We start from the raw sequence: 20,241 nt of genomic DNA, 5'->3' as shown, positions 1-20,241 counted from the left end.
TTACTTACAATCTATTCTAACTCAACTTTTCAATCAGTTAGAGCGGGAAATATTGAAGGCGGTTGAAACCGCAGCCACTTTCCTCCCCATGTCTAAAGCCAGGGGCTTCTCGCTCGTTTTTTGGTGAAACCTTAGAAACCGTTGCGTCCCCAAATGACCATTGAGATTGAGAAGGAGAACAGAACTAGCACCGAAACCCAACCGAGTGACAAAATATCCATAGCTATTTAACAAACTGTACAAAATGACTCCAAACCTTATGATAAGTCAATTTGAGCCATTTTTGAAATGAGGGGCCTGTGAAGGATTTGTCGAATTTTAGTGCTGCTGAACGGGTGGAATCTTTGAAAGCAGGCGCTGTTGCTGCTTTTGGGATGTTTTGGGGTTTTGGGGCGATCGCCCTGATCAATAGCTTGATTCTAGTCCCTAGGTTTGATTTTCTGGCGGGATTAGAGGTAGGGGCGATCGACCTCAATTTTGCTTTTAAAGGGTCGATCGCCCTTTTGGCTGGTTTTCTATTCGGCGTCACTTACCGCTATGCCCTTCGCACTGATACTAACCCGCAGCTAAAATCCGGTGTGGTTTTGGCTTTTGGGCTGGTGCGGGCTTTTGGACAGTTGGATGCGGGATGGTTTTTTGAGGCGGGGAAATTGCCTGTGGTACAGGAGTTATTGCCCTTTGTGGTTGCGAGTGTTGAGAGTGTGGTATTATTTGCGATCGCCGGTTTTGTGTTAGATTGGTCGATCGGGCGATCGTACATTAAGCCTTTTGATTCTTAAATGCGATCGAATTTTACTCACATCTTGCACCATTTTTATGAACAGGCTCTCCGGCCTGTTCCACAAGAGTTTAATCTTTTGGTGAGGTGGGCTTCTGGCCGGCCCTTACAGACTTAACACTTCAAATTCTGGACTACCATAAACCATTTGTTTATCTACAGCCGACAAAACCTGATTATTAGCAACATCAGACACCAAGCATTGGCAAACTAACTGCGCTACATCAGCGCGATGAATTGTGCCAGCAACTCGACAATCTTCTGTTAAAACACCATTGCCCGTGGCAGGTTCCGATTTCAGTCCGCCCGGACGAATCACAGTATAAATCATCCCACTTGCTATCAAGTGATTTTCGGCTTTTTCCTTCTCAATTAACACTGGGGCCAAGGTTTCTAAAGCTTGGGGTGGCAAAGCACCGGCACTGTTACCGCTACCGATGGAAGAAACTAAAATAAACTTTTTTACTCCTGCTTTGACAGCCGCATCAATCAAGTTTTTGTTTCCTAAATAATCGGCTCTTTCTCCATCTTTTGGCAAGCCGCCGATGGTGCTGATTACGGCATCAATTGGTGCGCTACCAGTCATGGCTGCATCCACAGCCTCCGCGTCTAAAGCATCGCCCCTAGTGATTTTGATGCCCATTGCTGCTAATTCTGGGCGGGTTTCGGGCGATCGCAAAAATGCAGTTACTTCAATATTTTGTGCTGTCAAACATTTGGCAATTTCTTTACCGACACCCCGGCTAGCACCGGCTAAAAAAATGTGGAGTGGATCTGTCATAGGAATTTTGTTTTAATTTGTTGTGGGCGATCGACTGTTGTGGGCGATCGACTGTTGTGGGCGATCGACCTCAAGATCTCAACTGAGTTCTATAAAGCATACCTTAAAAAAGGCGGGAAAAGAAGGGACGAGAGTTGAATGGGTGGCCCGATGCGATCGCCCTTTGTGACTGATTCCCAAAAGGCGATCGGCATTTCAATTACTGCCCAAACTGGATAGTTGATTGTTTTAGCCAGCATCGACAGTAATTTACGAATAGTTTCGGGCAGTAATTATAGAAAAAATTTCCTAAGCTAATTCCGGTGAAATTAGCCTAATGATTTAGATTTGCGTTTAAGCAACACGCCAACTAAAAAAGCAGCGGAAGTTACTATACCAGCAATTTCTGAAGGTTCGGGAACCGCTTCAGCACCATCAATCCCCCGCATCTTAAAAGAGAATATATCCCGATTAGATTCTAACTTAATCGGGAATGCTACAGGGTTTGTTGGGTCGATGGCTGCATCGATACCAGTGACGCTAAACTCAGAGACACCGTAACCGAGTAAAGCCACAAAATCTACTACTTCATTAGGCTTGAATTTGCCAATTTCTTTGCCTCCAACTAAGACGGAAAAAAGTTCGTCAGCATCAATACCGCTAGGCAAACCCAGAATTTTGGTAAATAATGAAGATTCCTGCGGGTAGGGAGTAACAGAGATTGGACTACCGCCGGCTACACCTCCACCACCGCTATCAGCCACATTATCGCCTATTTTGAAAGTAAAACCAGCAGAGGTTGGCGGATCGAACCAGAGACGATTTGCCACATTATTAAAACTATGCCAACCATCCTCAAAACTATCAGGTAACAAGGGATTTCGTTGAGAAGTACCGGAAATCGGATTCAGCAGAAAACCATGCTGTTTCCCGGTCGCACTGTTAATACCTTGACCTACCATTTGTCCGAGATCGTTAATGCCGTTTATTTGTTGTAAAAACCAGCCAGAATCTTTAGCAATCAGGCTATTTACATCAGCCATATTGCCATCTTCCCAGATAAAACCATGAGCAAGTCCACCATTGCCAGTAGTGTTACCAAAACCGACTACTTGACCTTTATTGTTAATATCAACCGCAGCAGTTTTATTGCCACCGAGAGTGCCCAAATCTGTAACTTGACCGTTAGACCACAAAGTAGCGCGCTCTTGCTGAGTGATATTATTTGACGAATAGCCGATCGCCTGTCCAACATCATTGATATCATAAGCTGTACTGCCGTTATATCCTGGAAGAGTTCCCAGGTCAATCATGTTGCCATTTTTCCACTGGAAAGCATGAGTTATACCTAAAGCAAGGCCCGAATAACCAACTACTTGCCCTCGGTTATTGATACCCTGAGCTCCTCCATTGAAACCAAGAGTACCGAGATCGATCATCTTGCCGTTTTGCCACAAAAAGGGATTAAATTTCTCTGGTGTAGTCCTAAACCAACCAACTATTTGTCCAGCCTCATTGATGTCACTAGCCAGACTGCTGATACCACCAAGATAACCGAGGTCAGTCCTTTGACCGTTTTCCCAGACGTAGGCATTATCTATCCAATTTTCACCCAGATAACGACCTACAACTTGACCAGAATTATTGATTTGGTAAGCCCAAGTGCTATCTTTAACCTCAGTCAACTGACCCTGGTCCCATATCCAACCAACACCTTTCTGACCAACTACGACTTGTCCGAAATTGTTGATACCACTGGCATTACCTTCACCGAGGTCGGTAATGGTATAGGAAGCGAAACCAGTATGCAAACTGGCGGCATTTACAGGTTTAATAGCGGTAAATCCCAATATCGTGAAAGCAGCCAGCGACAGAGAACTTTGAACAAATTTGCTCAAGGGAGCTTGTTGAAACATTTTGTTGATTTTTTTCATGTGCACCTCTGTATTCCAATCTCTAATTTACCTTGGAACCGTGTAATTACAAGGTATTGCCGTGTCCTACCATTGATTTATGTGCCAAGGGCGATCGCCATTTCTTGAGAAAAAGGAGGAAAGGGCGATCGCCCGTCGCACTGAAAAACCAACCGTCACTTATCTATCTGGAAGGAGGCGCTAGTTTTATGCAGAATGTAGCCTAATCTTCACAAAACTTTACAAATCGGAGATTTGAGTCGGGAGAAATTGACTCAGGAAGCCAAACAATATGATGCAGAAAGAAGCGGAATTTTAGAGGGGTATGGATTGAGGGTTGTCAGGTTTACGAATGTTGAGGTGTTGCAGAGTTTTGAGGGGGTTTGTGGGGAGTTGTTGGGTTGGATTGAGGGTGATTTTTGAGGCCTGATCCCCCCTAACCCCCCTTAAGAAGGGGGGGACATGAGGGGAGGGGAGTTGAATGGGTGGCCCGATGCGATCGCGCCATCTTCCCGCAGCCAAAAATGTTGAATAACAAAAAAGGCATCTAAGGGTGATGTATATTGAATGGTCTGTTTACGCATGGGCTTCTTTCCTGTGCAATGGATTTATTTTGGTACTGATATTTGTAATTGTTGACATTTTAGCAAATCTATCTGCGTAATGGGATTTGATGATTGATGAGAACAGAAAGGGCGATCGCACGTTTTGACTTATTCCAAAAGGGCGATCGACCTAGTTGTCAAGTAGACATGATTGGGGATAAACTAATTCTGAAACTATTCCCTAAATATCGCCCCTTCCCCCAAAATTTCAATGCACATCCAGTCCCCCCCTTCTTAAGGGGGGCTAGGGGGGATCAATCCGAGACTAAACGACCCAACCATAAACTTCAACCAACATCCAGTCCCCCCTTAATAAGGAGCACCAGGAAAACCATGCCTTTATTAAAAGACTCCAACTTCCACCTACCATACAACCCAAAACTCATCCCCATCGCCAAACAACTGCGAAAAAATCCAACTCCATCCGAAAAAAAACTGTGGCAAAATTTTCTGATAAATTTCCCTTCGCGAGTTCTGAGACAGCGCCCCATCGACAATTTTATCGTAGATTTTTATTGTGCGGCATTACTGTTAGTAATTGAGATTGATGGCGAGAGTCATTTTACGGAACACGGGAAACTATATGATGCAGAAAGAACCGGGATTTTAGAGAGGTATGGATTGAAAGTTGTTAGGTTTACGAATGTTGAGGTGTTGCAGAGTTTTGAAGGGGTTTGTGGGGAGTTGTTGGGTTTGATTGAGCGTGATTGTTGAGGCCAGATCCCCCCTAGCCCCCCTTAAGAAGGGGGGGACATGAGGGGAGGGGAGTTGAATGGGTGGCCCGATGCGATCGCACTTTTCGACTAATTCCAAAAGGGCGATCGCACTGATTGAGTAAAATCTAGCTGGTAAAAGGCGATGCGGATGTCTGTGGCTTTCAATCCTTCAATGAATGCCCAAAGTAAAGCTTTGTGACCACCGCGAAAGCGATCGTACATGATAAAATCAATCCGAGCATCTCAATTAACGTAAATTATGGCAAAGTTTCCCCCCGATATTACGGAAATAGTGAATAGACTTAAACAACAGTCTTTGGGTATTGTTGACGGAGTGACAGCCGCAGAATTAGCTTTATTTGAGCTTTTTGGCGAAACAGAACAGACGTTGCCATTTTTTGATGAATTAATGACGGTATTGGAAGATGCTGAGGCTTCTTATATGCAGTTATCCAGATTGGGGCTAAATATTGCTCGCTCTCAACCTGATGCGCCGCCAGATATGCTAGAGTTGATGAATCGAGCCATAGTCCGTACCCAAACCAGGATTCCGGCGTGGGAGCGAAGTTTAGAAGAAGTTAAGTTAGAGTGGAATTTACCATGAGCAAGCAGCCGCGAATTCCCGATCCAGAAACGGCTAAGAGACTTTTGGCTAATCTGCGTCGGACTCATTTAGAAATGGAACAGTTCAATTTAGAACTAGCAGAAATTAATGCCAGATTGGAAGAAGTTAACCGACACAAACGGCTGTCACGGTTAGATAAATTACTGAATAATTATTAGTCGATTGCGTTTCTTCCCAAAAACCTTTTCACAAAAACGATGGCCATTCCTATCTCCCGAAAGCGATCGCACTTTTTGACTAATTCCAAAAGGGCGATTCCCTACGGGATAGCTCCGCTTCACGACCTTGTAGTTTATCAAGGCTAAGCAGCCATCGGGCAAAGGCTCAGAGTTGAACAATCAACTTTAATTCTCGGTCGCAGTTCAACTTGAACTAAAGTTTTGAATTCTTCATTTTTGGGGGCAACTAAAAATTCTAATTTACCGTTAATATAATCATTAATTTCAATAAAGTTCACGAGTTCAAAACACATAATACCTACAGTGGCATCGGCTATCTTTAATTCAATTTGAACTGATTTTTGAATGATATTCATTCCAAATTTGAGGGTGACACCTAATGAATCTGTCACTTCATAACACCAATAGCCATCGGAGGGTTGGGAATCTTTTGGTTCTTCACAAAATAATTCTAGAAAAGCTAGTTCATCAAATCCCTCATGTAAATTGATTTTTGCCATTTTCTTACCTAAGATATTGAGTTATTTTCCATAGATTATAGCACTGAGAAAGCGGCGAGTTCCATCGGGCAAGACTTCCCATGAACTTTGGACTTGGGCGAATTTTCCGGTTATGCCCGGTAACAGCGAATCTCTAAGCTCTGTATCTATTGTACCCTCTTCTCCTGTAGTGTGGTTTGTATAAATATTAATAAATCGCTCAACAATATTACTTTCTTCTTGGACTGCTTGTTCTAGATGAGTTTGAATAAATTGACGAGATTCTGAATCGTCATCAAATCCCAAGCGATTTAGTTGTTGTCTATTTTGTACCGCTCTTTTTGAGTTATGAGCGTCTGGCTTTATGTTGACATTGAATAAGTAATTGAGCTTGCGATCGTTAATGATGCAGGGTGTTTTTGCGTCGGTGGGTCGATCGGATTGTGTCAATGGCTGATTTTTAAAATATAGATTTTGGGAATTGTAGGATTATATCATTTTGGCAGTTTTTTCATCCTACAGCACGATCGCACTCACAGCCCCAAAAAGCGATATCCCTTTCCATATCCCCAAAAAGTGAGCACCATTTTTAACTAATGCTAAAGGGGCGATCGCCCTTTTTGACTTATTCCAAAGGGAAGATCCCCTCCATCGAGAAGAAGGAGTAAAGGGCGATCGCTAATCTGCGCTTACAAGCAAGGCGATCGTGCTATAGTTGGCTAAAGTTCCTGATGTTGAGCCAGAGGAGGCAGAGGAATCTGCGCGATGATCTGCTAATCTCAACGATGCTATAATAGATAGGAGTTACGCATGACCTCAATTAGTATGTTTTTATAGGTAAATGAGATGAACGCTAAAGAATTACTCCTTAAGGAAGTAGAGAATATTCCAGAATTTATATTAGAAGAAGTTTGGAATTTCCTGCAATTCCTCAAATTAAAATACAATAAAGATAAGTTAGAAGCAAGCCTGCTCAGTGAATCTTCTTTGGAAAAAGACTGGTTAAAGTTAGAGGAGGATGAAGCATGGCAGAATTTGTAAAAGGTGATGTAGTAGTTGTTCCATTCCCATTTTCAGATTTAACACAAGCCAAGCGCCGACCCGCTTTAGTAATAGCAACTTTGGCAGGAGACGATCTAATTCTTTGTCAAATTACTAGCCAGAATATCGCCGATCGCTATGCTATTACCCTTCAAAGTAGTGATTTTAGCGAGGGTGGACTTAACCAAACTAGCAACATTAGACCTAATAGGTTGTTTACTGCCGATCGAGGAATTATACTTTATAAAGCCGGTCAGCTTAAAACTGAGAAGTTAAACGAGGCGATCGCTAAGATTGTTGAAATTATTCAGCAGTAATTCTCTATTTTCAAGCCTTCCCTCTGCTTAAAATGCTGTTTGACTAGGTTGTGTAGTACGATCGCCCTTTTGGTCTGGAAAGGGCGATCGACCATCTGTAATCGCAAGCATCGCCCTTTTTGACTAATTCCAAAAGAGCGATCGACCTAATTGTCAAGTAAACATGATGTGAGATAAACTAATCCTGAAACTATCCCCTAAAAATATCGCCCCTCCACCAACAATTTCAATGCACATCTTGTCCCCCCCTTAAGAAGGGGGGTTAGGGGGGATCAATCCAAGACTAAACAACCCAACCATAAACTTAAACCAACATCCAGTCCCCCCCTTAAGAAGGGGGGTTAGGGGGGATCAATCCAAGACTAAACGACCCAACCATAAACTTCAACCAACATCCAGTCCCCCCTTAATAAGGATCACCAGGAAAACCATGCCTTTATTAAAAGACTCCAACTTCCACCTACCATACAACCCAAAACTCATCCCCATCGCCAAACAACTGCGAAAAAATCCAACTCCATCCGAAAAAAAAACTGTGGCAAAATTTTCTGATAAATTTCCCTTTGCGAGTTTTGAGACAGCGCCCGATCGACAATTTTATTGTAGACTTTTATTGTGCGGCTTTACTGTTAGTAATTGAGATTGATGGCGAGAGTCATTTTACGGAACAAGGGAAACTATATGATGCAGAAAGAACCGGGATTTTAGAGGGGTATGGATTGAAGGTTGTCAGGTTTACGAATGTTGAGGTGTTGCAGAGTTTTGAGGGGGTTTGTGGGGAGTTGTTGGGTTTGATTGAGCGTGATTGTTGAGGCCAGATCCCCCCTAGCCCCCCTTAAGAAGGGGGGGACATGAAGGGAGGGGAGTTGAATGGGTTGATTGATGCGATCGCACTTTTTGACTAATTCCAAAGGGGCGATCGCCTTTTATTTCCGCTTCCGAAATAAAGGGCGATGGCGAGATATTCAGTTTGTATTGCACTATTGCACCAGTGTATACTAGATTAGAGGGGTGTTTTGAGCTAGTTTATGCCACGCCTAGATATCTACCATAATGTCGTTAAAGCCGCTCTCATTAAAGACGGCTGGACAATTACTCACGATCCTTTCACTATTAGATTTGAAGACTTGACTGTTTACGCGGATCTAGGAGCCGAAAAATTAATTGCCGCCGAGAGGAGTGAGCGAAAAATTGCTGTTGAGGTGAAGGTATTTATCAGTCCTTCCCCAGTGACCGATCTCGAACGAGCCGTTGGACAATACTATCTGTATTCTAGTTTTATGGCGCGGCTGGAGCCCGATCGTACTCTATACCTTGCCATTCCGAAACGCACTTATGAAAACTTTTTTCAGCGTCCGTCGATTCAGGAATTTGTTAAAGAACGACAATTCCCTTTGATTGTTTTCAATCCTGACTTAGAGGAGATTGTACTATGGAAAAGTTGACTCAGTATCGATCGATCGCGCGAGAAGTAATCGACGAATATGCCCGCTACAAACCTAGTTCCGAGCAGAGCGATATGTCGGCGGTTTATGATCTGGATCGCGATCATTATTTACTGGTTAGTTTTGGATGGAATGGCGATCGGCGAGTTTACAGCACTATCCTGCATCTGCGAATTTTTGAGGGTAAACTCTGGATAGAACGAGATGAAACTGAGGAGGGCGTGACTCAGGATTTGCTGGATCGAGGGGTTTTTCAAAAAGATATTGTGCTGGCTTTTTACCATTATGAAGACCGGAAGTTGACTGATTTTGCAATTGCTTGAAATAAAAGGGCGATCGACCTTGGTTGAGAAAAAGGGGTAAAGGGCGATCGCCCTTTTTGACTTATTCCAAAAGGGCGATCGACTGTCATTGTGTCATTAGCTCGGCTATAATAGTCCTCGTATCATTGTTTAAAGAAGCTTTATGCCAGAAGTTGCACGATTTTACGGAATAATCATCAAAATTTTCTTTGGGGATCACCCACCTCCTCATTTTCACGCAGTTTACGGTGAGTACAATGCTTTGATCGGCATTGAGTCTTTAGAAATTATTGAAGGAGATTTACCGAATCGGGCTCAAAAGTTGGTAATTGAATGGGCTACGTTGTACCAGAAAGAACTGCTGGATATGTGGAATAGCCAAGAATTTAGTAAACTGCCACCATTAAAATAACTGGGATTTTTTTATGAAACCTGAGCGCATTGTTTCTGCTAAAGCTATGGACGATCGCACCTTGATGGTAAAGTTTACCAATCTAGAAGTTAAAAAATACCACATCTCTAAGTTATTGGACAATCCGATGTATGCGACATTACGCAATCCTGGGTTTTTCAGAAGTTTTACAATTGAACCTGGTGGTTATGCACTGGTTTGGAATGACGAGATAGATATCAGTGAATATGAACTTTGGCAGAATGGAATCAGTTGCACGGATGAGGAAATTGAGCGATATATTGAATCTATTCATCAGGTTGTTCACTGAGAAATAATACTTGACTATTCTGATCGCTCGCACTTTTTGACTAATTCCAAAAGGGCGATCGACCTTTCGATGAAAAAAAGAGCGATCAACCTTTCCATGAAAAAAAGGGCGATCGCCCTTCTCCCTAATTCACAAGATAATCACTCAGAGTTTTTAGTAAGCGTTGATGTCGCTCTGATGAAATAGCTCCAATAGAACCGATAATTTGATTGCGAGGCAATACAGCAAGGAAACCTAACCGAATCAACGATTGAGACCGCACCGCCGCTGGTAGCAAAGTCTGAGTCAGAGGGGGAAATAATATCGTCAAAACCTGGAACCTGTTGATTTAGTTGGGTACTAACACCACACACTAAAAAATCTCTATAAGGTGGGAGTTCCCTCAGAAGGATGGCTGGACGATTTTTAGTTGTCCCGTCAGCTTGAGGAATTGGGGTGAGAACAACATCAGCTTCCTGCATAGTCAGGATTTAGTGTTTTAATTGCATTGGTCGGGTAATAATCGTCCTGACTGTAAGCATTGTTTAGTTGATGCCTTGACAACCACAACCAGGCTTCGCGTTCTGCTAATTGTTCCGGGAGGACTGTGACAATTAGTTTTATGTTTGGTTCAAGCTTATAGGGTTCATCTAGCTGAATAGATTGCCCATCAAAATGTGCTGACAAAGAAATAAGCTTCATGGCTTGGATATCTTGAAGGCGAGTGCTTTTACTAAGTTTATCATATTTTGACGTTCTAGGGACACAGGCTTTGACCCGTTTCTCTACGATTAATTTGCTCCATTCCTTAGAAAAACGATCGCCCCTCCTCGAACCAAAAAGCGAGATTCCTCGATCGAGAAAAGCGATCGACCTTTCCATCCCACTCATAGCGATCGCCCCTGTCCATCGACAAGACCGATCGCCCTTGCCATATAGCCAAAAATAGCCAAAAAGCGATCGCCCTTTGTGACTTATTCCAAAAGGGCGATCGCTTATCTGCGCTTACAAGTAAGGCGATCCTGCTATAATTGGCTAAAGTTCCTGATTTTCAGCCACAGAAGGCAGAGGAATCTGTGCGATGAGCTGCTAATCTCAACGATGCTATAATAGATAGGAGTTACGGATGACATCAATTAGTATGTTTTTATAGGTAAATGAGATGAACGCTAAAGAATTACTCATTAAGGAAGTAGAAAATATTCCAGAATTTATCTTAGAAGAAGTTTGGACTTTTCTGCAATTTCTCAAATTGAAATACAATAAAGATAAGTTAGAAGCAAGCCTGCTCAGTGAATCTTCTTTAGAAAAAGACTGGTTAAAGTTAGAAGAGGATGAAGCGTGGCAGAATTTGTAAAAGGTGATGTGGTAGTTGTTCCATTCCCATTTTCCGATTTAACACAAGCCAAGCGCCGACCCGCTCTAGTAGTAGCAACTTTGGCAGGAGACGATCTAATTCTTTGTCAGATTACTAGCCAGAGAATTGCCGATCGCTATGCTATCACCCTTCAAAGTAGTGATTTTCGTGAGGGTGGACTTAACCAAACTAGCAACATTAGACCTAATCGCTTGTTTACCGCAGATCGAGAAATTATACTTTATAAAGCCGGTCAGATTAAAACTGAGAAGTTAAACGAGGCGATCGCTAAGATTGTTGAAATTATTCAGCAGTAATTCTCTATTGTCAAGCTTTCCCTCTGCTCAAAATGCTGTTTAACTAGATTGTGTTGTGCGATCGACCTTTCCATACCAAAAAGGCGATCGCACATTTTGACTCCTTCCAAAAGGGCGATCGCAGCTCTTACCTCAGTATCTCTATTACTTCTCTCAGAACTTGAGTGATTTCAGGTTTATCAGAAGCAATTACGTCATCTGGTAAGTGTTTGTGATAGGGGAAGTTAGGTAGATTGGGAAAATGAGGTGTGCTGTCATAGCGAAAAATAAGTTGATTTTGTTCATTCTGAAAGTGATAGCGGTAATCAAGAAATTCTAATTGATTATCTGTAACTACGACCGCTTCATTGATTTCTAGCAGGTATGTTTGATTAAAACGTAATCGAATTCGTAGATTAGCCCGTTTTGGGGTTAAAATTTCTTCCTCATAGCGTTCGACATAAACATTGCTGCATTGTTGAATGGCTTGCTCGACTCGATCGAGGTAATCAGATAAAATATTAGGCAGCATAATTCAGTCGTTGCGCTAGTTCCTGATGCAAAACCAGGTAATGTCGATAGTCATTTGCCCATTCTATAAATAGGGCGTCATCTGATAATAATCCCTGATTGTATTGGTTGAAAAATTCTTCTGAGTCAATTTTTTGCTGCTTCTCATACAAGCTGAGTCGCTTGGCAACGGCAACTAATGCATCTAAGGGTGATGTATATTGAATGGTCTGTTTACGCATCGGCTTCTTAGCTCTGTAATGGATTTATTTTGGTACTGATATTTGTAATTGTTGACATTTTAGCAAATCTATCTGTGTAATGGCATTTATTTGATGATTGATGAGAACAGAAAAAGCGATCGCACATTTTGACTAATTCCAAAAGGGCGATCGCAGGTTTGGCATTTGGTATAGATGAAGGGCGATCGCGCTTCCCTGCAAAAACATTCGTAACCAAAAGGGCGATCGGGCCGACGTTGAGTTGAGGAGATAGAGCGCCGTTTTTTGAGAAAGAGAAGGAAAGGGCGATCGCGATTTGCTGTTTAGTTTTCGCTGGCATGGCGATCGCAACAACATCGCAAGCATGATGTAGTTGCACCCTGGTCAACCAAAACATGATCTGAGATGATGGAACGTATTTGCTCAGTTGAAATGAATCCTCGTGCAGCAGCAGACTGGTTGGCACGGTTGGTAACGGTCAGCGTTGTTAAAACTTTACCGATTGATTTGTCGGAAGTTGCGTACATCGCGATCGAGCATCCGAGTCCGCCTGGGGGTTCAGAAACCGGGTTTTTGCACAAGATATCGGTTGAGAGGCAAAGGTTATCTAAAAAACCCGGTTTCTTTTGTTTGGGCAAAGGGCGATCGATCTTCTCCATCCCCAAAAAGCGATCAAACTATATCTAGCTCCAACCGTTTGATTGAAACCAACTGGCATAATTTAGTACATCCTTGGAGTAGTGCCCGTCGCCCGGTACATTAGAGTCTATATCCTTAATATCAAATCCAGCTTTAATAGCTTTTAACACATTACCCTCCCCTGCGTTATAAGCTGATATTGCAGCTCGTAAAAGGTCTGCGCCTTTAAGGGTTGTGTATTGTTCAATAGAGTTCATTTTTTGTTTAAGAACCTTAGCACCCTCTAATATATTCGCTTCTGCATCTCGCCAATTTCCCGTTTTGGCAAAAGGGCTGGATTCATAATCAATTTGCATTAACCCTCGACCAAAACCAAGACCGTCTGGAGGCAAGTATATGCGCGGTGGTTTTCGTGGTGTATAATCACCCGTTCCTCCGGGTCCTGGCTTATCTAATAGTGTAGATGTTCCCCATGCACTTTCTTTCGAGCCAAATCCTGCAATTATGGAAGGTGAAAAACCATATTCTTTTGCTGCTTTTTCAATAAAAGAACGATATTTTTCTGCCTCGCTGGCTCCTGGAGGTGCTTGGTCAGAAGACTTAGAAGGAGGCTGAACTTTGAAACTTTCTAGCAGAGCACCATTCAAGTCAATATTCTTTTCCCAAATCCATCGTTCTTCTGAATCTACAATTCTAAACCATTTTCTACCTGTGTTATCAACAGTCCAACCACCAAAAGTGAGCTTTTCTCCATTTTTAAACACAACATTTAAGGGACTATTACCTACGTCAGTAGGCATATTTCTGACTCGAGGAGCGTCATTATTTACCGTGCCAGTGAAAGTTAATTTTTGTAACTCTGTCTCTTTCTGTTGTAATGCCGTGCGCTTTTGATTTGCCTGTACCTCCGCATCTGTTTTTTGCGAATTCCAATAATCAATGTTTTCCTGATCCCACTTTTGCTGACCTTTTGCTTGTTTAATAATTTCGTCTAGTTGAGATATTTCTTGTCTATTATCAGAGTTAAACCACCAGAACCAGTCTTCCTTAATTTTCTTAATCCTGTCTTCTTTGGTTGTAATCAAACTAGAAAGGTCTGTTTTTTCTTTTCCCAATACATCAATAAAATTCTTGCTTTCAGTGATTCTCGCAGTTTGTTTTTTGATTTCTTTTTGAATGTCTGAAATCTCCTTTTGAAGTTGCTGTATGTAGTTAGGATCAGCAGCACCAGTGCGAATTGTATTGCCTTTTCCACTAACAGGTGTAGGCGTAGAAGACGGGGAAGTTGGCGAAACCGATCGCCCTTTTGTCTCATAAACAGTCACTTGCTGACCATTCCAGATCATAATCGCCCGTTCAAACTCCTGACGGAAAACACCACCCCCCTGATCCTGCATACCAGTAATAGCAGCCCCCACTTGCGGATACAAACTAGCAGCATACAAGAACTTCTGACGCACATCATCTGTAGGACTCGATGCAGTTGCAGGCTTTGTTGCCGCTCCCCAGATCAGACCGTTGCTAGAGACTGTACCGACAACAGTTGCTTTAGCCGTGTTCGGGTCAATTGCTAGTTTCCGGCGATCGGAAGTATAAGCTGTCAGTTGCCCATTCTCCCAGCTCAAACCATACACTTCCAGCAAACCCAAATCGCCTACATAGCGCGAATTACCCGTCGCCAAATTGAAAGCAACCAGGCGATCGAAATACTCAAAAACCTAGCGGAGAAAACTGAAAAATATAAATTTGCGATCGATTCAAGACAACTCAATAAAAACACCCACTTTGACTGACTTCTCTTGTCCCCCCCTTCTTAAGGGGGGCTAGGGGGGATCTAGTTTCAGCCTGAAACCCACGGTCTCTCTGCTTGATCCGAAAGTCTAGATCCCCCTAAATCCCCCTTAAGAAGGGGGACTTTGAGTGAACTCTGTTGTTCTCCCAGATGTTTTAGGAGACGAGTGAAACTCTTGTCCCCCCCTTCTTAAGGGGGGCTAGGGGGGATCGAGTTTCCGCCTAAAATGGGTAATTTCTAAATTGGGCCGATGACTTTTTCCAGCTTCAGTCCATCCGTTACATCCGTTACAAAATCCGTTGCCGAACTTCTTCCTTCTTCCAAACCATGCAACTCAAATCAGCGGTGCAGTGGATATCTCATCCCGACGGTCATTGGATACTTCGCAATCCCGAAGACATTACCTGTCTGCAAATTGACAACTTTGATAAACAGGTAATTTTGCTACTAAATCAACAGCCACTAACTAACATTCTAGCCGAATACGACCTAGATTTAGAAGATGTGCAAAATCTCTTAAAAGACTTAGCACAAGCAGGAATGCTAGAAGGAACCAAGCCACCAAAAGCCAAATTCAACCTGCTATCCTTCACAATTCCCCTAGTCAATCCCGATGTTTGGTTATCGCGGCACATCGACAAAATCCGCTGGATTTGGACGTGGCAATTTGGCTTTTTTCTATGCGCTTTCATCTCTTCCTCCGTAGCAGTATGGTTAGCTTCCGCTGGGGAAGTCGCCACCTCGCACCAGCAGTTATTGGCAGCCGGAAAAATTGAAAATATAATCCAAGTTGTCTTGCTGACAATGCTAGTAATAGCTTTGCACGAACTCGGTCACGCTTTCACGCTCAAACACTACGGCGGTATAGTTAAAGAAATCGGATTGTTGTTTATGTGTCTCATCCCCGGATGCTATACAGATACAACCGACCAATACAGTTTAATCCGGCGGAAACAGCGAGTTTTAGTAGTAGGGGCAGGAGTATTAATTCAAGTAACAATTTGGGCAATTGCTGTTTGGATGTGGCTGTTTTCTCAGTCCAATCCAGTTTGGCATCAAATTAGTTATTTGTTGATGGTGGCGGCATTGCTGACAGTGGCAATTAACTTGAATCCCTTGAATAGATTTGACGGTTATTATTTGTTAGTGGCTGCAACAGGGATTAACAATCTGCGACAAAGGTCTTTTGATTTTTATGTAGATTTGTTGCGGAGGCAGGAGATTGAAGAAGCAGTAGAAACACGATGGGTTTTGGCGGCTTATGCGCCTTTGAGTATACTTTATACTGTTTGGGCTTTTAGTTACTTAATGACTTTGATGGGAAATTGGGCTTTGTTAAATGTTCCGAGTTTTTAACCGCAGATTAACGCGGATGAAATGCAACTTGATTATTAGGGGTTTACTGAAATGAATGTTTATCAAAAGTTGGGAATTGTTGGCGGAAGTGTGAGTTTTGCAGTTGTCAGTCAATGTTTTTCTGTACAAGCTGCTACTCTTACTCAAACTTATACTGTGGATCTGGGTTCGCAGCCGTTAAATAGCAGCACGAATGTGGTTTTGCCCAAGTTTAATTCAATGTTGGGAACGCTATTAAAAGCTTATGTTACGGTTAAGTCTACTGTTAATAATAGTGTGACTATTACTCCTTTGACTGGAGATTTTACAGGGACGGCGACGACGAATGCAAGCATTGCTGTGAATATTCCGCTGCTCAAAGTTGACCCTATTTTGACTTTGAGTGTGTTAGCAAGTCCGCCGGAAACTAAGATTGCTAATGGGGGTACGGGAACTGTTAGTGGTTCGGCTTCAGGTTCGGTGTTGAAAAGTTATGATTCCCAGCAGTCTTTGAGTGCTTTAAGTGGATGTGATGGTGATACTTTTATCGCTGGTTTGATGACTACGGGTTTGACTAAGATTCAGGGGAATCCTGTTATAGGTAGTTTTGGAGGTTTAGTGTCGGCTAATACTACACTCACTGGAGTTTATGAGTATGAACCTCATGCTAATGCTGCTGTACCGGAACCGATGACTGCTGTTGGTACGTTTCTGGCGGCTGGCATGGGTTTGTGGTGGAAGAGAAGGGCTTCAAAAAATATATAACATCGTGTCTGGCATACTTGTTCTTGGTGACGCACCCTACAGCTTGTTGAGCTTTTTATGCAGATTCTGGGGTATTGTTACATAAGTTTATATTGGAGTTGCCCGATCGCCCTTCCTGTGCCATCTACACCCAGTTAACAGAGGTGGTAATTTTCCTGAAAACAGTTGTGGGGTGCGCACTTCTAGCCCGCCCACAGATGCTATGTAAATACAAAAAATCTTAGTGGCGCTTCGGTATTTAAGAGGCTGCAACCCCGATCGCCACAATCCATCGCCCCAGACAATCCCTTATCCCTTACAATAAACAGGCAATGATTATATTTTGAGTTATCCTGTGAGTCCTACTGCCGAAGTCAGCAATAACCTGAATGCGGGTGCTCTGCCAACTGTTACCGCCCCCCGCCGCGCTGTTTTTCCCTTTACCGCCATTGTGGGCCAAGAGGAGATGAAACTGGCACTGCTGTTGAATGTCATCGATCCGAAAATTGGTGGGGTGATGATCATGGGCGATCGCGGTACTGGCAAATCTACCACAATCCGCGCCCTCGCGGACTTGCTGCCGGAAATTGAGGTGGTAGCAGACGATCCTTTTAATAGTCATCCCAGCGATCCAGATTTGATGAGTGATGAGGTGCGCGATTCCCTATGGGATAGCTCCGCTTCACGCACTTTAGCTCAAACTGACATCAAAATCGCCCACAAAAAAGTCCAAATGGTAGATTTACCCTTGGGCGCGACCGAAGACCGAGTTTGCGGTACGATCGACATTGAAAAAGCTTTGTCCGAAGGTGTAAAAGCTTTTGAACCAGGCCTTTTAGCTAAAGCCAATCGTGGCATTCTTTACGTCGATGAAGTCAATTTGCTCGACGATCATTTAGTCGATGTTTTGCTTGACTCCGCCGCCAGCGGTTGGAATACTGTGGAAAGAGAAGGCATTTCGATCCGCCACCCAGCTAAGTTTATTCTAATTGGTTCCGGCAACCCAGAAGAAGGAGAATTGCGGCCGCAATTGCTGGATAGATTCGGGATGCACGCCGAAATTCGGACTGTCAAAGACCCGAATTTAAGAGTAGAAATTGTCGAACAGCGATCGAGTTTTGACCAAAATCCAGCGGAGTTTCTCTCTCAATATCAACACCAACAAGATGATATGCAACAGAAGTTGGTGGAAGCCCAAGAAAGGTTGAAGTCGGTAAAGCTCGATCGCGATTTGCGAGTAAAAATCTCCCAGGTTTGCGCGGAATTGGACGTAGACGGACTACGCGGCGATTTGGTCACAAACCGGGCCGCCAAAGCTTTGACCGCCTTAGAATGCCGCACAGAGGTCACAGTGGACGATATTCGGCGGGTGATGACCTTGTGTTTGCGCCACCGATTGCGGAAAGATCCACTAGAATCAATTGATTCGGGTTCTAAAGTGACCAAAGTGTTCGATCGAGTATTCGGCCTAGAAACCAACTCATAATCAAGACTTCAGCCCTAAAATTAGAACAACATCTTAGTCCGCGCAGGCGGACTTTGTTTGTGTAGCCCCGAATTATATTCGGTGGGGTCAATCGATTTTAGATTGTAGATTTTATATAAAATCCGTTGACATCGGAATTATTAATCTCTCTCTTCTCTTCCTTCGCGTCCTTTGCGCCTTCGTGGTTAAATCATTCCGATACAACCGGAATTGATATTAAATTCCAGAATACGACCCCACTGATAAATACGGGAGTTTATGATGAGGATATGGAAACACGAATTTTAGGATTAGATCCGGGCTTAGCAAACCTCGGCTACGGCGCAATTTCTTGTCACATAGTCCCCGGAAAACAAGATGAAAACATCGTTTCCCTGATTGACTGTGGCGTAATTCAAACAACACCAAAACAAGAAATGGGACAGCGCCTCAAAACAATTTACGAAGATTTGCACTCCGTAATAGAACAGGTAAAACCCGATGTAGCCATAGCCGAAAAACTCTTCTTTTACAAAATGGGAAATACCATACTTGTAGCCCAAGCGCGGGGAGTTTTGACCCTAGTATTAGCCCAGTGTGGAGTACCATTGTTCGAGTTTACCCCAGCCCAAATTAAAAAAGCCTTAACTGGGCGCGGGAATGCTGATAAATCGGAAGTGCAAGAAGCCGTAGCGCGGGAGTTAGAATTAGGTTATATTCCGAAACCGGATGATGCTGCTGATGCTTTAGCCGTAGCTTTAACAGGTTGGTATGATGATGATATTTGTCCGAAAAAAATAGCATTACAAACTGCCAAAAGTTAATCTTATCTTCCTTCTGTACTGACTCTGACAGGAATTACCCACTTTTCAGACTAAATTCCTGACTAAGCAGTTATTGGGGAAATTTGCCTTCTCTAACTTCTAGGGAATAATCTTTCACAGCTTGAGTAATTGTCGATCGCAAATTGGCATAAGCTTTAGCAAAAGGCGGTTGTTTTTCCGAAAGCCCTAACAAATCGGAAGTAACTAACACTTGTCCGTCGCAGTGCGGGCCCGCCCCGATACCAATGGTGGGAATAGTTAATTTTTGAGTAATGCGATCGCCTAAATCAGCGGGAATATGCTCTAATACTATGGCAAATGCACCCGCTTCTTGAAGCGCGATCGACTCTTGCACAATTCTCTCTCCTGCTTCCACAGTTTTTCCCTGTTTTTTGTAGCCTAGTTGGTGTACAGACTGCGGGGTTAAACCGACGTGTCCCATCACCGGAATTCCGGCAGATGTCAGTTGCAAAATAGTTGCTATCATGGCTGGATACCCACCTTCTAATTTTACAGCTTGAGCGCCAGTTTCTTTCAAAACTCTGCCCGCTGAGTGCATGGCTTGCTGGACACTTTCTTGATAAGTTAAAAATGGCAAATCCACCACAATTAATGCTTCTTTCACACCGCGACGCACAGCTTTTGCGTGGTGTAGCATTTCATCAAGAGTTAGTGGTAGGGTTGTCTCATAGCCCAATATAGGCATTGCGAGGGAATCGCCGACGAGGATGATATCTACGCCGGCTAGATCTATGAGTTGGGCGATCGCATAATCATAGGCTGTCAGCGCCACAATTGGCCGCCTTTGTTGTTTCCATTGAATTAATTGATGAGTAGTGACTGACATTTTAGTGCAAAAATATAAAATCGCCGATGATTACTTATAATATCAAATCACTGTTATTTAACTTCTCTAGCAACTCTAAATCATTTGTAAAATTTCTCTGTTACCCCCTTAGTAGGGGCTGTGCCCCCGTGCCCGCCCTCTCGGTTAAGGGGGATCAGATTCTATGCAGCCTCATAAAAAATTGCTATAAGCTTAAAAATATTACCGATTAATAGCAAAAATGCTCTCTAAATATTGATTGTCGAAGCTTCTTCCATTCTTGTTTAGAAACATCGGCACGAGTTTTGTCACCCGATGGATCGCGGATAGTCCAAATGGTATCTGCAACCCGATCCTCTTCGAGGGCTCCG

General features: G+C 43.2%; 35 protein-coding genes. 21 read left to right on the top strand and 14 right to left on the bottom strand.

Features of this window, described 5'->3' with window-relative positions; all coding sequences use genetic code 11:
* Positions 1-131: 131 nt before the first annotated feature.
* Positions 132-221 (bottom strand): cytochrome b6-f complex subunit PetN, encoded by a 90-nt coding sequence (gene petN / locus ACBR23_RS20115; protein ID WP_071883976.1) that lies wholly within the window; start codon positions 219-221, stop codon positions 132-134.
* 78 nt (positions 222-299) lie between these two features.
* Here petN and ACBR23_RS20110 point away from each other — a divergent pair, with 78 nt between their 5' ends.
* Complete coding sequence (locus ACBR23_RS20110; RefSeq protein WP_371120291.1) at positions 300-779, top strand: hypothetical protein; 480 nt, start codon at positions 300-302, stop codon at positions 777-779.
* A 105-nt stretch (positions 780-884) separates the two neighbouring features.
* Here ACBR23_RS20110 and ACBR23_RS20105 read toward each other — a convergent pair whose 3' ends face one another.
* The 3 genes from ACBR23_RS20105 to ACBR23_RS20095 all read right to left on the bottom strand — a co-directional run bounded on the left by ACBR23_RS20105 (position 885) and on the right by ACBR23_RS20095 (position 3,472).
* The gene (locus tag ACBR23_RS20105) at positions 885-1,559 is read right to left on the bottom strand and encodes an SDR family oxidoreductase (protein ID WP_371120292.1); all 675 of its coding nucleotides are present in this window, start codon (positions 1,557-1,559) and stop codon (positions 885-887) included.
* Positions 1,560-1,648: 89 nt separating this feature from the next.
* On the bottom strand, positions 1,649-1,798 hold the full coding sequence (locus ACBR23_RS20100) for a hypothetical protein (protein ID WP_371115352.1): 150 nt from the start codon (positions 1,796-1,798) through the stop codon (positions 1,649-1,651).
* A 69-nt stretch (positions 1,799-1,867) separates the two neighbouring features.
* Positions 1,868-3,472 carry a DUF3466 family protein gene (locus ACBR23_RS20095; protein ID WP_371120293.1) on the bottom strand — a complete coding sequence of 535 codons (1,605 nt, stop codon included), beginning with the start codon at positions 3,470-3,472 and terminating at the stop codon, positions 1,868-1,870.
* Positions 3,473-3,706: 234 nt separating this feature from the next.
* Here ACBR23_RS20095 and ACBR23_RS20090 point away from each other — a divergent pair, with 234 nt between their 5' ends.
* Positions 3,707-3,874: a DUF559 domain-containing protein gene (locus ACBR23_RS20090; RefSeq protein ID WP_371115351.1), complete on the top strand. Its 168-nt coding sequence runs from the start codon at positions 3,707-3,709 to the stop codon at positions 3,872-3,874.
* Between the two features lie 23 nt (positions 3,875-3,897).
* Here the strand turns inward: ACBR23_RS20090 and ACBR23_RS20085 are convergent, their stop codons facing one another.
* Complete coding sequence (locus ACBR23_RS20085) at positions 3,898-4,035, bottom strand: hypothetical protein (RefSeq protein ID WP_371120294.1); 138 nt, start codon at positions 4,033-4,035, stop codon at positions 3,898-3,900.
* 354 nt (positions 4,036-4,389) lie between these two features.
* Between ACBR23_RS20085 and ACBR23_RS20080 the strand changes: the two genes are divergently transcribed.
* On the top strand, positions 4,390-4,770 hold the full coding sequence (locus ACBR23_RS20080) for an endonuclease domain-containing protein (RefSeq protein WP_371120295.1): 381 nt from the start codon (positions 4,390-4,392) through the stop codon (positions 4,768-4,770).
* Between the two features lie 89 nt (positions 4,771-4,859).
* On the opposite strand, the gene ACBR23_RS20075 is transcribed toward ACBR23_RS20080, so the two are convergent.
* A complete protein-coding gene (locus ACBR23_RS20075; protein ID WP_341738022.1) occupies positions 4,860-4,994 on the bottom strand; it encodes a hypothetical protein in 135 nt (44 codons plus the stop codon).
* A gap of 37 nt (positions 4,995-5,031) precedes the next feature.
* Between ACBR23_RS20075 and ACBR23_RS20070 the strand changes: the two genes are divergently transcribed.
* Complete coding sequence (locus ACBR23_RS20070; RefSeq protein WP_341738023.1) at positions 5,032-5,376, top strand: hypothetical protein; 345 nt, start codon at positions 5,032-5,034, stop codon at positions 5,374-5,376.
* Positions 5,373-5,555, top strand: coding sequence for a hypothetical protein (locus tag ACBR23_RS20065; protein WP_340526158.1), 183 nt, complete (start codon positions 5,373-5,375; stop codon positions 5,553-5,555). Before ACBR23_RS20070 ends, ACBR23_RS20065 begins: the two co-directional genes overlap by 4 nt.
* 143 nt (positions 5,556-5,698) lie before the next feature.
* On the opposite strand, the gene ACBR23_RS20060 is transcribed toward ACBR23_RS20065, so the two are convergent.
* A complete protein-coding gene (locus tag ACBR23_RS20060) occupies positions 5,699-6,076 on the bottom strand; it encodes a hypothetical protein (RefSeq protein ID WP_333103363.1) in 378 nt (125 codons plus the stop codon).
* A 21-nt stretch (positions 6,077-6,097) separates the two neighbouring features.
* A complete protein-coding gene (locus ACBR23_RS20055) occupies positions 6,098-6,505 on the bottom strand; it encodes a hypothetical protein (protein WP_371115350.1) in 408 nt (135 codons plus the stop codon).
* Positions 6,506-6,901: 396 nt separating this feature from the next.
* Here ACBR23_RS20055 and ACBR23_RS20050 point away from each other — a divergent pair, with 396 nt between their 5' ends.
* The 8 genes from ACBR23_RS20050 to ACBR23_RS20015 all read left to right on the top strand — a co-directional run bounded on the left by ACBR23_RS20050 (position 6,902) and on the right by ACBR23_RS20015 (position 10,068).
* Complete coding sequence (locus tag ACBR23_RS20050) at positions 6,902-7,096, top strand: DUF2281 domain-containing protein (RefSeq protein WP_194012388.1); 195 nt, start codon at positions 6,902-6,904, stop codon at positions 7,094-7,096.
* Entirely contained in the window at positions 7,081-7,413 is a 333-nt protein-coding gene (locus ACBR23_RS20045) for a type II toxin-antitoxin system PemK/MazF family toxin (protein WP_371115349.1), read from the top strand. The genes ACBR23_RS20050 and ACBR23_RS20045 overlap by 16 nt, the downstream gene beginning before the upstream one ends.
* A 563-nt stretch (positions 7,414-7,976) precedes the next feature.
* On the top strand, positions 7,977-8,225 hold the full coding sequence (locus tag ACBR23_RS20040) for an endonuclease domain-containing protein (protein ID WP_371115348.1): 249 nt from the start codon (positions 7,977-7,979) through the stop codon (positions 8,223-8,225).
* A 216-nt stretch (positions 8,226-8,441) separates the two neighbouring features.
* Positions 8,442-8,858: an element excision factor XisH family protein gene (locus ACBR23_RS20035; protein WP_096829196.1), complete on the top strand. Its 417-nt coding sequence runs from the start codon at positions 8,442-8,444 to the stop codon at positions 8,856-8,858.
* The gene (locus tag ACBR23_RS20030) at positions 8,846-9,181 is read left to right on the top strand and encodes a XisI protein (protein ID WP_371115346.1); all 336 of its coding nucleotides are present in this window, start codon (positions 8,846-8,848) and stop codon (positions 9,179-9,181) included. Before ACBR23_RS20035 ends, ACBR23_RS20030 begins: the two co-directional genes overlap by 13 nt.
* Positions 9,182-9,323: 142 nt before the next feature.
* Positions 9,324-9,572 (top strand): DUF4160 domain-containing protein, encoded by a 249-nt coding sequence (locus ACBR23_RS20025; RefSeq protein WP_106332426.1) that lies wholly within the window; start codon positions 9,324-9,326, stop codon positions 9,570-9,572.
* A 13-nt stretch (positions 9,573-9,585) separates the two neighbouring features.
* On the top strand, positions 9,586-9,882 hold the full coding sequence (locus tag ACBR23_RS20020) for a DUF2442 domain-containing protein (protein ID WP_190743693.1): 297 nt from the start codon (positions 9,586-9,588) through the stop codon (positions 9,880-9,882).
* A 36-nt stretch (positions 9,883-9,918) separates the two neighbouring features.
* Positions 9,919-10,068 (top strand): hypothetical protein, encoded by a 150-nt coding sequence (locus ACBR23_RS20015; RefSeq protein ID WP_371120296.1) that lies wholly within the window; start codon positions 9,919-9,921, stop codon positions 10,066-10,068.
* A 261-nt stretch (positions 10,069-10,329) separates the two neighbouring features.
* Here the strand turns inward: ACBR23_RS20015 and ACBR23_RS20010 are convergent, their stop codons facing one another.
* Positions 10,330-10,563 (bottom strand): hypothetical protein, encoded by a 234-nt coding sequence (locus ACBR23_RS20010; RefSeq protein ID WP_371120297.1) that lies wholly within the window; start codon positions 10,561-10,563, stop codon positions 10,330-10,332.
* Between the two features lie 70 nt (positions 10,564-10,633).
* Here ACBR23_RS20010 and ACBR23_RS20005 point away from each other — a divergent pair, with 70 nt between their 5' ends.
* The 3 genes from ACBR23_RS20005 (at position 10,634) to ACBR23_RS19995 (ending at position 11,535) form a co-directional block, all read left to right on the top strand.
* On the top strand, positions 10,634-10,810 hold the full coding sequence (locus ACBR23_RS20005; RefSeq protein WP_371120298.1) for a hypothetical protein: 177 nt from the start codon (positions 10,634-10,636) through the stop codon (positions 10,808-10,810).
* A gap of 213 nt (positions 10,811-11,023) precedes the next feature.
* Positions 11,024-11,218 (top strand): hypothetical protein, encoded by a 195-nt coding sequence (locus ACBR23_RS20000; protein ID WP_371120299.1) that lies wholly within the window; start codon positions 11,024-11,026, stop codon positions 11,216-11,218.
* A complete protein-coding gene (locus tag ACBR23_RS19995) occupies positions 11,203-11,535 on the top strand; it encodes a type II toxin-antitoxin system PemK/MazF family toxin (protein WP_341732430.1) in 333 nt (110 codons plus the stop codon). The genes ACBR23_RS20000 and ACBR23_RS19995 overlap by 16 nt, the downstream gene beginning before the upstream one ends.
* Before the next feature lie 127 nt (positions 11,536-11,662).
* On the opposite strand, the gene tumE is transcribed toward ACBR23_RS19995, so the two are convergent.
* From tumE to ACBR23_RS19980, 3 genes are read right to left on the bottom strand one after another with little or no spacing between them, the layout of a single operon-like run.
* Positions 11,663-12,046, bottom strand: a complete 384-nt coding sequence (tumE, locus tag ACBR23_RS19990) for a toxin TumE (RefSeq protein ID WP_371120300.1) — start codon at positions 12,044-12,046, stop codon at positions 11,663-11,665.
* Positions 12,036-12,266 (bottom strand): antitoxin TumA, encoded by a 231-nt coding sequence (gene tumA / locus ACBR23_RS19985; protein ID WP_193976723.1) that lies wholly within the window; start codon positions 12,264-12,266, stop codon positions 12,036-12,038. The genes tumE and tumA overlap by 11 nt, the downstream gene beginning before the upstream one ends.
* Before the next feature lie 7 nt (positions 12,267-12,273).
* Positions 12,274-12,642, bottom strand: a complete 369-nt coding sequence (locus ACBR23_RS19980; protein ID WP_371120301.1) for a hypothetical protein — start codon at positions 12,640-12,642, stop codon at positions 12,274-12,276.
* Positions 12,643-12,677: 35 nt separating this feature from the next.
* Between ACBR23_RS19980 and ACBR23_RS19975 the strand changes: the two genes are divergently transcribed.
* A complete protein-coding gene (locus ACBR23_RS19975) occupies positions 12,678-12,932 on the top strand; it encodes a hypothetical protein (RefSeq protein WP_371120302.1) in 255 nt (84 codons plus the stop codon).
* On the opposite strand, the gene ACBR23_RS19970 is transcribed toward ACBR23_RS19975, so the two are convergent.
* The gene (locus ACBR23_RS19970; RefSeq protein WP_371120316.1) at positions 12,929-14,518 is read right to left on the bottom strand and encodes a transglycosylase SLT domain-containing protein; all 1,590 of its coding nucleotides are present in this window, start codon (positions 14,516-14,518) and stop codon (positions 12,929-12,931) included. The genes ACBR23_RS19975 and ACBR23_RS19970 overlap by 4 nt on opposite strands.
* 485 nt (positions 14,519-15,003) lie before the next feature.
* Here ACBR23_RS19970 and ACBR23_RS19965 point away from each other — a divergent pair, with 485 nt between their 5' ends.
* From ACBR23_RS19965 to ruvC, 4 genes are all read left to right on the top strand, one after another.
* Positions 15,004-16,032 carry a site-2 protease family protein gene (locus tag ACBR23_RS19965; protein ID WP_371120303.1) on the top strand — a complete coding sequence of 343 codons (1,029 nt, stop codon included), beginning with the start codon at positions 15,004-15,006 and terminating at the stop codon, positions 16,030-16,032.
* A gap of 51 nt (positions 16,033-16,083) precedes the next feature.
* The gene (locus ACBR23_RS19960; protein ID WP_371120304.1) at positions 16,084-16,776 is read left to right on the top strand and encodes a PEP-CTERM sorting domain-containing protein; all 693 of its coding nucleotides are present in this window, start codon (positions 16,084-16,086) and stop codon (positions 16,774-16,776) included.
* A 334-nt stretch (positions 16,777-17,110) separates the two neighbouring features.
* Positions 17,111-18,241, top strand: a complete 1,131-nt coding sequence (gene bchI, locus ACBR23_RS19955) for a magnesium chelatase ATPase subunit I (protein ID WP_371120305.1) — start codon at positions 17,111-17,113, stop codon at positions 18,239-18,241.
* A 269-nt stretch (positions 18,242-18,510) separates the two neighbouring features.
* Positions 18,511-19,044 carry a crossover junction endodeoxyribonuclease RuvC gene (ruvC, locus tag ACBR23_RS19950; protein ID WP_371115337.1) on the top strand — a complete coding sequence of 178 codons (534 nt, stop codon included), beginning with the start codon at positions 18,511-18,513 and terminating at the stop codon, positions 19,042-19,044.
* Positions 19,045-19,114: 70 nt separating this feature from the next.
* On the opposite strand, the gene panB is transcribed toward ruvC, so the two are convergent.
* The gene (gene panB / locus ACBR23_RS19945; RefSeq protein WP_341738040.1) at positions 19,115-19,891 is read right to left on the bottom strand and encodes a 3-methyl-2-oxobutanoate hydroxymethyltransferase; all 777 of its coding nucleotides are present in this window, start codon (positions 19,889-19,891) and stop codon (positions 19,115-19,117) included.
* Positions 19,892-20,241: the final 350 nt, after the last annotated feature.

Origin of the sequence: Microcoleus sp. (assembly GCF_041354475.1) — a bacterium.
GTDB lineage: Bacteria > Cyanobacteriota > Cyanobacteriia > Cyanobacteriales > Microcoleaceae > Microcoleus.
Note: the sequence above shows the minus strand (reverse complement) of the source record. Positions and strands in the feature narration are given on the sequence as shown.

Excerpts from the sequence above, each read along its gene's own strand:
- petN (WP_071883976.1), bottom strand. The coding sequence starts at position 221 with ATGGATATTTTGTCACTCGGTTGGGTTTCGGTGCTAGTTCTGTTCTCC.
- ACBR23_RS20105 (WP_371120292.1), bottom strand. The coding sequence starts at position 1,559 with ATGACAGATCCACTCCACATTTTTTTAGCCGGTGCTAGCCGGGGTGTC.
- ACBR23_RS20100 (WP_371115352.1), bottom strand. The coding sequence starts at position 1,798 with ATGCTGGCTAAAACAATCAACTATCCAGTTTGGGCAGTAATTGAAATG.
- ACBR23_RS20095 (WP_371120293.1), bottom strand. The coding sequence starts at position 3,472 with ATGAAAAAAATCAACAAAATGTTTCAACAAGCTCCCTTGAGCAAATTT.
- ACBR23_RS20085 (WP_371120294.1), bottom strand. The coding sequence starts at position 4,035 with ATGCGTAAACAGACCATTCAATATACATCACCCTTAGATGCCTTTTTT.
- ACBR23_RS20080 (WP_371120295.1), top strand. The coding sequence starts at position 4,390 with ATGCCTTTATTAAAAGACTCCAACTTCCACCTACCATACAACCCAAAA.
- ACBR23_RS20075 (WP_341738022.1), bottom strand. The coding sequence starts at position 4,994 with ATGTACGATCGCTTTCGCGGTGGTCACAAAGCTTTACTTTGGGCATTC.
- ACBR23_RS20070 (WP_341738023.1), top strand. The coding sequence starts at position 5,032 with ATGGCAAAGTTTCCCCCCGATATTACGGAAATAGTGAATAGACTTAAA.
- ACBR23_RS20065 (WP_340526158.1), top strand. The coding sequence starts at position 5,373 with ATGAGCAAGCAGCCGCGAATTCCCGATCCAGAAACGGCTAAGAGACTT.
- ACBR23_RS20060 (WP_333103363.1), bottom strand. The coding sequence starts at position 6,076 with ATGGCAAAAATCAATTTACATGAGGGATTTGATGAACTAGCTTTTCTA.
- ACBR23_RS20050 (WP_194012388.1), top strand. The coding sequence starts at position 6,902 with ATGAACGCTAAAGAATTACTCCTTAAGGAAGTAGAGAATATTCCAGAA.
- ACBR23_RS20045 (WP_371115349.1), top strand. The coding sequence starts at position 7,081 with ATGGCAGAATTTGTAAAAGGTGATGTAGTAGTTGTTCCATTCCCATTT.
- ACBR23_RS20035 (WP_096829196.1), top strand. The coding sequence starts at position 8,442 with ATGCCACGCCTAGATATCTACCATAATGTCGTTAAAGCCGCTCTCATT.
- ACBR23_RS20030 (WP_371115346.1), top strand. The coding sequence starts at position 8,846 with ATGGAAAAGTTGACTCAGTATCGATCGATCGCGCGAGAAGTAATCGAC.
- ACBR23_RS20025 (WP_106332426.1), top strand. The coding sequence starts at position 9,324 with ATGCCAGAAGTTGCACGATTTTACGGAATAATCATCAAAATTTTCTTT.
- ACBR23_RS20020 (WP_190743693.1), top strand. The coding sequence starts at position 9,586 with ATGAAACCTGAGCGCATTGTTTCTGCTAAAGCTATGGACGATCGCACC.
- ACBR23_RS20010 (WP_371120297.1), bottom strand. The coding sequence starts at position 10,563 with ATGAAGCTTATTTCTTTGTCAGCACATTTTGATGGGCAATCTATTCAG.
- ACBR23_RS20000 (WP_371120299.1), top strand. The coding sequence starts at position 11,024 with ATGAACGCTAAAGAATTACTCATTAAGGAAGTAGAAAATATTCCAGAA.
- tumE (WP_371120300.1), bottom strand. The coding sequence starts at position 12,046 with ATGCTGCCTAATATTTTATCTGATTACCTCGATCGAGTCGAGCAAGCC.
- tumA (WP_193976723.1), bottom strand. The coding sequence starts at position 12,266 with ATGCGTAAACAGACCATTCAATATACATCACCCTTAGATGCATTAGTT.
- ACBR23_RS19980 (WP_371120301.1), bottom strand. The coding sequence starts at position 12,642 with ATGTTTTGGTTGACCAGGGTGCAACTACATCATGCTTGCGATGTTGTT.
- ACBR23_RS19975 (WP_371120302.1), top strand. The coding sequence starts at position 12,678 with ATGAATCCTCGTGCAGCAGCAGACTGGTTGGCACGGTTGGTAACGGTC.
- ACBR23_RS19965 (WP_371120303.1), top strand. The coding sequence starts at position 15,004 with ATGCAACTCAAATCAGCGGTGCAGTGGATATCTCATCCCGACGGTCAT.
- ACBR23_RS19960 (WP_371120304.1), top strand. The coding sequence starts at position 16,084 with ATGAATGTTTATCAAAAGTTGGGAATTGTTGGCGGAAGTGTGAGTTTT.
- ruvC (WP_371115337.1), top strand. The coding sequence starts at position 18,511 with ATGGAAACACGAATTTTAGGATTAGATCCGGGCTTAGCAAACCTCGGC.
- panB (WP_341738040.1), bottom strand. The coding sequence starts at position 19,891 with ATGTCAGTCACTACTCATCAATTAATTCAATGGAAACAACAAAGGCGG.